9 protein-coding genes are annotated in these 9,801 nt (G+C 49.8%); all 9 read left to right on the forward strand.

All coding sequences use genetic code 11. The features are described from left to right. On the forward strand, positions 1 to 268 hold a 268-nt coding region (locus tag B3W37_RS02620), incomplete at its 5' end, for a DUF3189 family protein (RefSeq protein WP_483174692.1). Positions 269 to 472: 204 nt separating this feature from the next. After that, a complete protein-coding gene (locus B3W37_RS02625; protein WP_483174693.1) occupies positions 473 to 1,774 on the forward strand; it encodes a DUF512 domain-containing protein in 1,302 nt (433 codons plus the stop codon). A gap of 23 nt (positions 1,775 to 1,797) precedes the next feature. Continuing rightward, positions 1,798 to 3,120, forward strand: a complete 1,323-nt coding sequence (der, locus tag B3W37_RS02630) for a ribosome biogenesis GTPase Der (RefSeq protein WP_483174694.1) — start codon at positions 1,798 to 1,800, stop codon at positions 3,118 to 3,120. Positions 3,121 to 3,157: 37 nt separating this feature from the next. Further along, entirely contained in the window at positions 3,158 to 3,748 is a 591-nt protein-coding gene (gene plsY, locus B3W37_RS02635) for a glycerol-3-phosphate 1-O-acyltransferase PlsY (protein WP_483168888.1), read from the forward strand. 25 nt (positions 3,749 to 3,773) lie between these two features. After that, positions 3,774 to 4,787, forward strand: a complete 1,014-nt coding sequence (locus B3W37_RS02640) for an NAD(P)H-dependent glycerol-3-phosphate dehydrogenase (protein ID WP_483168889.1) — start codon at positions 3,774 to 3,776, stop codon at positions 4,785 to 4,787. Positions 4,788 to 5,025: 238 nt separating this feature from the next. Then, positions 5,026 to 6,504, forward strand: coding sequence for a stage IV sporulation protein A (gene spoIVA, locus B3W37_RS02645; RefSeq protein ID WP_483174695.1), 1,479 nt, complete (start codon positions 5,026 to 5,028; stop codon positions 6,502 to 6,504). An 883-nt stretch (positions 6,505 to 7,387) separates the two neighbouring features. Beyond that, positions 7,388 to 7,825: an ACT domain-containing protein gene (locus B3W37_RS02650; protein ID WP_483168892.1), complete on the forward strand. Its 438-nt coding sequence runs from the start codon at positions 7,388 to 7,390 to the stop codon at positions 7,823 to 7,825. A 16-nt stretch (positions 7,826 to 7,841) separates the two neighbouring features. Further along, positions 7,842 to 9,140 (forward strand): homoserine dehydrogenase, encoded by a 1,299-nt coding sequence (locus tag B3W37_RS02655; protein ID WP_483168894.1) that lies wholly within the window; start codon positions 7,842 to 7,844, stop codon positions 9,138 to 9,140. A gap of 5 nt (positions 9,141 to 9,145) precedes the next feature. Then, positions 9,146 to 9,801 (forward strand): homoserine kinase (gene thrB / locus B3W37_RS02660; protein WP_483174696.1); only part of this gene is annotated, 656 nt, incomplete at its 3' end.

Below are 9,801 nucleotides of genomic sequence, written 5' to 3' on the forward strand. Positions count from 1 at the left end.
ACAAGAGGTCTCCTTTAAGATCCGCTTCTTTATCGAGCATTATGACGATAAAGAAGCGGATCTTAAAGGAGACCTCTTGTATGTTGGCGAGGATGCCAATGGGGTGAAGGTTTATGCTTTCGGAGCAGGGGCCAATTATGAATTAGCTCCTGCTATCATCGCTGACCTTCGCGACCTGTTCGGTTTTAGTGAAGAGGAATTGGTTGCCCGGGCCGTATCAATACCTGGTAATCTGTTGTTTTATGGCCTCAATTACCTGCCGCCCTGACTGGGAGGCAGATATCTGCAAAATCTGTTAGCCTATCATCTGGCTGGGAAGCAGTATGAACATATAAAAGAAGAGACCCTGGCGTTTAAGGCTGAACTGCAATCCAAATGGCAATAATCATAATACACGCGGGTGGATCTGCTATTGCAGGGGGGCAAGTGATAAGGGATAATAGTGGGGTAGATGGCAGCGGGAGGGAATCAGGTGGCAGCACCCATTCAAGATGTGATACCGGGCAGCATAGCCGAAGATATCGGCCTTGAAACCGGTGACAGCCTATACTCTATCAACGGACAGATTATACACGATATTCTCGATTATCAGTTCGCGGTACAAGACGTCTTCCTTGAAGTGGAAGTGCATAAACCGAATGGTGAAACCTGGCTGATAGAGGTTGAAAAAGAAGAAGATGAGGAGCTGGGATTGATTTTAGACGGCGCCATCTTCGACCCGATGAAAGTATGCAGAAATCGCTGCCTGTTTTGCTTTGTCGATCAACTTCCGCCGGACCTGCGCCCTACTTTGCAGATAAAAGATGACGATTACCGCCACTCCTTCCTGTTTGGCAATTTCATAACCCTTACCAATTTGCAGCAGTCGGATTGGGACAAGATTCTAGCCATGCGGCTGAGTCCGCTGTACATCTCCATACATGCCATGCGGCCGGCAGTGCGGGCCAGGATGCTGAAACATAAAAAGGGTCTTAATATAAGGGAGGATTTAGAGCGCCTTTACCGGAGCGGCATAGAAATTCATACCCAAATTGTCTTGTGTCCGGGCATTAATGACGGAGAAGTATTAGAGGAGACTATCGAACAGCTGGCTGGTTTTTACCCCAGTGTCCTGTCAATAGGCATTGTTCCGGTGGGATTGACCAAACATCGCCAGGGATTGCCGGACCTAAAACCGGTGACTCCGGAGCAGGCGGCCAGGCTAATCACCCGGGTCAACGCCTATCAACAGCGCTTTCGCCGCGAATACGGGCTCGGCCTGGTATACTTGGCCGACGAGTTTTATCTGAACGCCGGCCAAACCGTTCCCGGCAGCAGTTACTATGATAGTTTTGAACAATTGGAGAATGGGATCGGTTTAGTGCGCCTTTTGTGGGATGAATTCGCCCAGGCCGAAAAAGGGCTGCCTGATGCGGTGCCGCCCCGGCAGACTCATATTGTCACCGGCGTTTCAGGGACAATCGCCTTACAGCCCATAGTCGAACGCTTAAACCAGGTTGCCGGGGTGGCGGTACACCTCATACCAGTTGTCAATAGCTTCCTGGGATCGAGCATTACCGTAACCGGACTGTTGACCGGCGGGGATATAATCAAAACCCTGGGAAACCAATATAAGGGGAAAAATGTCCTTCTTCCGGAAATCATCCTGAAAGCCGGCGAAGAGCTGCTGTTGGATGATATCTCGGTGGCAGATATAATAAGAGCATCAGGGGCTGAGATCAGGGTGGTGCCAATAAAGGCCCGGGACCTTGTCGATGCCGTCTTACATAAATAGTATAGAAAAACGGAGAGTAATACATGTCTAAACCGGTTGTTGCCATTGTGGGCAGGCCCAATGTAGGAAAATCAACCCTGTTTAACCGCCTGGCAGGAAAGCGCAAAGCCATCGTAGAAGATATACCCGGGGTTACCCGCGACCGCCTTTATGATGTTTCAGAATGGCTGGGCCGGGACTTTATCATTATCGATACCGGCGGGCTGCGCTTTGAAGAAGTGGATACCATCGCCCGCGGGGTGCAATTGCAGGCGGAGATCGCCGTTGATGAGGCTGATGTAATCGTCTTCGTATTGGATGCCCGGCAGGGTATCACCTCTGAAGACGAACAGGTGGCCGAGATGCTGCGCCGCTCCCGTAAACCGGTGATACTGGCGGCTAACAAAGTTGAGAATTTCGACCGCCAGTTGGAATGGATGGACTTCTACCGCCTCGGCTTGGGCGATCCCATTCCTATTTCCGCCATGCACGGCCTCAATACCAACGACCTGCTGGATGCGGTGATAGCCAACTTTGGTCCTCCGCAAGACTATGATGAAGACCCTGAAGCAGTTAAGATCGCCATTGTGGGGCGTCCCAACGTGGGAAAATCGTCTTTGGTCAACGCCCTCCTGGGCGAGCAGCGGGTTATCGTCAGCGAGATACCGGGAACCACCCGGGACTCCATCGACACTCCTTTCGAGTACGGAGGGAACCGCTATATATTGATTGATACGGCCGGCATTCGCAAAAAATCCCGCATCAAAGAGGCCACTGAAAAATACAGTGTAATCCGCACCTTGAAAAGCATGGAAAGAGCCGATGTGGTCTTGATCATGCTGGATGCGGTGGAAAAAGTAACTGAGCAGGATCAGCGCATCGCGGGATACGTACACGAACAGAACAAGGCCAATATCGTGGTGGTCAACAAGTGGGATGCGGTCAATAAAGATGAGCATACCATGAACCGCTATGACAAGGATATCCGCGAAGATTTGAAATTCCTGGCCTATGCCCCTATCCTGTATGTATCCGCACTGACCCGCCAGCGCATCTTCAAGATCATCGAACTGGTGGATTTTGTAGTGGAGCAGTACAACCGCCGCGTTGCTACGGCTGAACTCAATCGGGTAATAAATGAAGCCATACTGCTCAACCCCCTGCCGGGAGGCAGCAAGCGGGTGAAGATTTTCTATACCACACAGGTGACTACTGCGCCGCCTACTTTTGTGCTGTTTTGCAGCGACCCGGAACAGGTGCACTTTTCTTATCTGCGCTACCTGGAAAACGTACTGCGCCAGAATTTCGGCTTTGAAGGTTCACCGCTGCGTTTGTTGGTGCGCAAAAATACCTCCAAGTTTCAATAAATGGCGCGAGGTGAGGTTTGTAAGAGGGGATGAGGTCATGAATGATTGGGTTTTACTCTTATTAAGTTATTTGCTGGGGGCTGTTCCGTTTTCTTACCTGTTTGGCAAATATCTGGGGAAAGTGGATATATCCCAGCGCGGCAGCGGAAATATCGGGGCTACCAATGTTCTGCGCTCGACCAAAATATCAGTGGCGGTTCTGGCCCTTATGGGAGACCTTTTGAAAGGATTGATCGCCGCGTGGATAGGGCTCGCCTGGGGTGGGCCGGTTGTAGCTGCGGCCTGCGGAGTTTTTGTGGTGGTAGGCCACTGTTATACGATTTTTTTGTCCTTCAGGGGTGGCAAAGGGGTTGCCACCGCTGCCGGGGTTATTCTATTTTTGATGCCCCAGATTTTCTTGGTCCTGGTGGCCGTCATGATTTTATCAGTGGCTTTAACCCGCTATGTGTCGCTGGGGTCAGTATTGGCCGCGGCCTTGTTACCAATATTATGCCTGATATTGATAAAACCGTGGCCTTTCACCGTAATGAGCTTTTTCCTGGCCGCCCTGGTCCTGTTCAGGCATCATTCCAATATCAAAAGATTGATTTCAGGCCAGGAAGCGCGCATAACAGATAAGGCGGTTTAACCGCCAGCGAATGGGGAGATTTGGGATGGAAAAGGTTTGCGTAATGGGAGCTGGCAGTTGGGGTACCGCGCAGGCTCTGGTTTTAAATCAGAATGGATTCGCCACCACCCTCTGGGGCAGGCCTGATGAAGTCAAATTAATCGCGGACGAGAGAGAAAACCGGCGCTATCTGCCAGGTTTGCCCATACCCGGAGAGATACAGCTGACCTCTGATCTGGCTGAAGCCATAAAGGATGCGCGGATGATAGTCGCGGCGGTGCCTTCGCAGGCGGTTCGCGAAATACTGCAAGAGCTGCGCCCTTTTTATCAGCCCGGAACCATCCTGGTCAATACCGCTAAAGGCATTGAAATCGCCAGCGGGATGAGATTGAGCCAGGTGGCTGCCGATGTGATGGGTGATGGCATTTTGGGAAGCTACGCAGTCATTTCCGGACCCAGTCATGCCGAAGAAGTGGCTCGCTGCATTCCCACCGCGGTGACTGTGGCTTCTGCCTGTGAAGAGACCGCTTTTTTTGTGCAGGATGCCTATATGTCCCGCCATCTGAGGGTTTATACCAATCTGGATTTGGCCGGAGTGGAACTGGGGGGGGCCTTGAAGAACATTATCGCCCTGGCGGCGGGCATGGTCGTCGGGCTGGGCTATGGCGACAATTCGGTGGCGGCCTTGATGACCCGGGGTCTGACGGAGATTATCCGCATGGGGGTGAAAATGGGCGGTGATTATCGTACCTTTACAGGGCTGAGCGGCATGGGCGACCTGGTGGTGACCTGCTGCAGCGATTACTCCCGCAACCGGCGCTTTGGCATATTGATCGGTCAAGGTCATAGCCTGACAGATGCGCTCCAGCAGATTGGTATGGTAGTGGAAGGTTTGCATACCACCAGAGTGGTTGAACGCCTGGCTGATGAATTGGGGATTGAAATGCCCGTTACCCGGGCCTGTTATAATATACTGTATAATCATGTGCCGGTATCGCAGGAAGTGATAAATATCATGTGTCGTGCCAAGCGGCATGAAATGGAACAACTGGTTGATTAGGCTTTGAGATGATGCCCGGGTCGAATTAGACACCGGGAGATTATAACACTATTTCTGATGCCCTAAAACTGAGAATTATAGAGTGTGGACAAAACCGCACTTTTTTTCTTTTCTGGTTATATTACCGAATATTGATAAATATATTTGTACTGTTATAGCGTCATGGGATATTAAGGGGTGTCTTGCGTCGGAGGGAGGATGCCTTTTAAAGTCTGAAACAAGGGAGGGAAAAAGAGAAGTGGATAGTAACAATATCTTGAACGATATCGCCGAAAGAACCGGAGGCGATATCTATTTGGGAGTCGTAGGCCCCGTAAGATCAGGTAAGTCAACCTTTATTAAACGTTTCATGGAGCTCATGATTATCCCCAATATCAAAGACGTATATGATCGGGAAAGGGCTGTAGATGAACTTCCCCAGAGTGGTGCTGGGAAAACCATCACAACCACCGAACCCAAATTTGTCCCCAATGAAGCTATCGAAATTACCACGCAGAGCGGCGTGAGCTTCAAGGCTCGCCTGGTTGACTGTGTGGGATATGCGGTTGAAGGGGCACTGGGTTACGTAGAGGATGAAGAGCCTCGCATGGTTAGAACTCCCTGGTTTGACTATGAGGTACCCTTCGAAGAGGCGGCCGAAATAGGGACCAGGAAGGTCATTGTAGATCATTCCACCATCGGGATCGTAGTGACTACTGACGGCTCCATCAGTGATATTCAGCGCAACTACTACGTCCCGGCGGAGGAAAGAGTTATTCAGGAACTCAGAGAGCTCAACAAACCATTTATAGTTGTATTGAATTCGGTAAACCCCTATAGCACTGAAACCCTGAGTTTGGCCGAGGAGTTGGGGGAAAAATACGGCGTCAGTGTCACACCCATGGATGTGGCCCGCATGTCCATGGAACAGATCTATGGGCTTTTGGAAGAAGCCTTGTATGAATTCCCGGTTCATGAAATAAACATCAAGCTCCCCGGTTGGGTGGATGAACTGGATGAAGACTTCTGGCTCCGGGACGGCCTGGAAACCGCTATCCGCGATATCTTAAACGATATTCGCAAAGTTCGGGACATCGATCAGGCCATCGAAAAGCTTTCTATTGTTGATAACATAAGCTATGTGAGCTTAGAGGAAATGAACCTTGGTACTGGAACCGCCTCCATAGATGTAACCGTGCCGGAGGAATTATTCTATCGTTCCCTGAGTGATGTCAGCGGTTTTGCAGTTGAAGGCACCCAGGATATCATGCGCTTGATGAAAGACCTCAGTATCGCCAAAAAGGAATATGACAAAGTGTCCTCCGCCCTCACTGAGGTGCAGGAATCCGGTTATGGCGTAGTCACACCGAGACTTGAGGAAATGCTCCTGGAAGAACCTGAACTGATCCGCCAGGGAAGTCGTTTTGGGGTCAGGCTAAAGGCCAAAGCCCCTTCACTGCACCTTATACGTGCGGACATTACCACTGAAATCACGCCTATTATTGGAACCGAGAAGCAATGTGAGGAGTTGGTGCGCTACATACTGGATGAGTTTGAAGAAGATCCCGCCAAGATCTGGGAATCCAATATTTTCGGAAAGTCCCTGCATGATCTGGTCAGAGAAGGGATACAGAACAAGCTGCACCGTATGCCCGAAAACGCCCAGCTGAAACTGCAGGATACCCTGCAGCGCATTGTCAACGAAGGCAGCGGAGGTTTGATCTGCATCATCGTGTGAATGTACCTCAACAAAAAGCTTCAACCGGCCTGAAGGCCGGTTTTTTGTTTTCTGCCTGCATGTAATCTGTCGCAGGACGGAAAGCATCAAGGACTATTATCGGACCATGGGCAACTTATATAGGGTGGCACCAACACTAGATACGATCATCTTTAAAAAAGGATGTTATTAATGTATATCCGAGAATTGATTGTGCTACTACAACCTGCCCTGATTCAGTGTTAACTATGAATGAGAACAAGTTTATGATAAAGGGAATCTCAGTTTGAAAATAAAATAAATAACTACTTGCTATTAATCCCAAGGGTATTCCCAAAATGAAAAATTTTTGAAAATTGATGCGCCATACTCCGCTTTTATGGATTTCGAATAAAAGATGCTCACAGAAGCCAAGTATTATACCAATAAGTAAATATAATACAAACTGGGCTAAATAAAAGAGTGTTAATGCATATGATTGAATACTCAATAGTTTGATGTGAGCAAGCGGAATTTGGCTCGTAGTAAGAATTATAGTTATTAGAAACATATAGACTAAATATACTATGGGATTTCTTCTCATGTCTAAACCTCACTTACCGTCATCATGGATCTTTGTCTTTAATCCTCCTTTGCCCTAATAATACGATAATGCGTTTAACAAGTTAACGCACACATGATGTATCCGCTCTACTTTCCTTATCATTCTATATATATTAAACTATACCATTTTTGTTATTTTGATGGGATCATTCTCCTATTTGCCCATGTTCCGATACCCCTGTCCCATTAAAAATGTGTATAATTCGTCCAATAATATTTGTCGAATAAACACCGTCGTGATATAATGTCCGTTATACGGAAGCAGATATCTACCCAGAGGGGACAGGAGGGCTGTTGCATTATGCCGGCAAAATATTACCTGGTAAGAGATGATATTCTGCCCGAAGCCATCGTTAAGACCGCACAAGTCAAGGAAATGCTGGCTAAAGGGGATGCCGAATCCGTCCTGGATGCGGTCAATAAACTGGGCCTGGCACGCAGTACCTTTTACAAGTACAAGGACGGAGTCAATGCTTTTTTTGACGCCAAAAGCCTGGAGATCATTAATATATCGTTGCTTCTGCGCCACATTTCAGGTATTCTATCAGGGGTGCTGAATAGTATTGCCGCCTACCGAGGCAATGTGCTCACCATTAACCAAAATCTCCCCCTTAATGGAATGGCACTGGTGACAATTTCCTTAAGCGTTGAAGAATTAAGCATATCGGTGGAAGAGCTTATGACGCATCTGGGAGGGCTGAATGGCGTAGTTCGTGCTGAAATTGTTGGCAGAGGTTGAAACAGGAGGTCGCAACATGATTTACATTGGATTGCTGGGATGCGGAACGGTAGGTTCCGGCGTCGTCAAACTACTCAAGCAGAATGAATATACCATCACCCAACGCGCCGGGGAGAATATCCAAATCAAACGCGTAATGGAACGGGATGTCGATAAATGCCGGCAGCTTGGCCTTGACCCCGACTGCATAACCAGCAGTATCGAAGATATACTCAATGATGAAGAAATTCAGATTGTGGTTGAACTGATCGGGGGCATACAGCCCGCTCTGGACTATATACTCGAGGCCATGCGCAGGGGCAAGCACGTGGTGACAGCCAACAAAGACCTGATTGCCGAGCATGGCCGCATCATCTTTGAAACCGCGGCCGAGTACAAAGTGGATTTCTATTTTGAGGCCAGCGTTGCCGGAGGGATCCCCGTCATCTATCCACTCAAGCAATCCTTGGCGGCCAATCGCATCAAAGAGGTTATTGGCATATTAAACGGCACTACCAATTATATTCTAACCAAGATGTCCCGGGAAGGCCGGCCTTTTGCCGAGGTACTGGCTGAAGCGCAGGCTCTGGGTTATGCCGAGGCCGACCCAACTGCAGATGTGGGAGGGCTTGACGCCGCCCGCAAAATTGCGATCTTGTCTTCCATTGCCTTCAATAGCAGGGTAACCCTTAATGATGTCTATGTTGAGGGAATAACCTCCATTACCCCGGCAGACATCCGTTATGCCAGGGAATTGGGCTATGTGGTCAAGCTTCTGGCGGTGGCCAAAGAGAATGAGCAAGAACAGTTGGAGATTCGGGTTCATCCCGCGTTTATTCCCGCCAACCACCCCCTGGCGGCAGTCAATGACGTTTTTAACGCAGTGTTTGTTTATGGCGATGCGGTAGGTGAAGTGATGCATTATGGACGCGGCGCAGGTCAGCTTCCCACTGCCAGTGCGGTAGTGGGGGATATAATCGACATCACCCGCAATATCCAGCACGACATCAGCCTGCGCATTGGCTGCACCTGTTATGAGGAACGTACCATACTCAATATAAACCAGCTCAGCGCGGAGTTTTATATACGCATGACAGTTACAGACCGCCCCGGCGTTCTGGCTGGCATTGCCGGCGTGTTTGGCAACAACAATGTCAGCATCGCTTCCGTGATTCAGAAAACCAGCAGCGGTCAGTGTGCCGAACTGATCCTCATCACCCACAAGGTTCAAGAACACAACCTGCGCGATTCGCTGGCAGTTTTGCAGGGCATGAGCATTGTCAGCAGGATAGATAATGTCATCAGGTTGGAAGGCACCGACCGAATGGAGGCTTAGCCCGGATGGTCACAGTTCGAGTCCCGGCCAGCAGTGCCAATCTGGGAACTGGATTCGATACGCTGGGATTGGCCCTGCAGCTTTACTTATCTGTTACCGCTTATGACCATAAAGGAAAAGTACGGCACAGCGATGAAAACCCAACCAGCTCCGGCGACCTGCTCCACCAGGCCATGGAAGTTGTGTTTACCCAAGCCGGCTTCCCTATGCCCCGATTGGAACTGGAGATTGACAGCCAGATCCCGGCGGGGAAGGGGTTGGGAAGCAGCGCGGCAGTCATTATCGCGGGGATGTATCTGGCCAATCACCTGTCAGGCAACCCCTTTTCAGAGCAGCAGCTGCTCGCCTGGGCGCTGGCCCTGGAAGGTCATGCTGACAATATAGTTCCGGCTGTAGCGGGAGGGTTAACCACCGCCATGGTCTTAGACCATCAGGTGTATTACCAGAAGGTGGCCTTGCATGATGATATCAGGGTTATCATTGCGGTGCCCGACTTTATTGTGCCCACCCGGGAAGCCCGGGCGGTTCTGCCCCGGGAGGTGCCCTGGAGGGACTGCGTGCGTCATCTGCAGCAGGCCTGTTTCGTGGTGCAGAGCCTGGCTAACGGTGATTACCGGCACCTGAGTCTGGCAATGGATGATGACATTGTCCAATCCTCGCG

The organism is Syntrophomonas sp. UBA5494, from assembly GCF_002426325.1.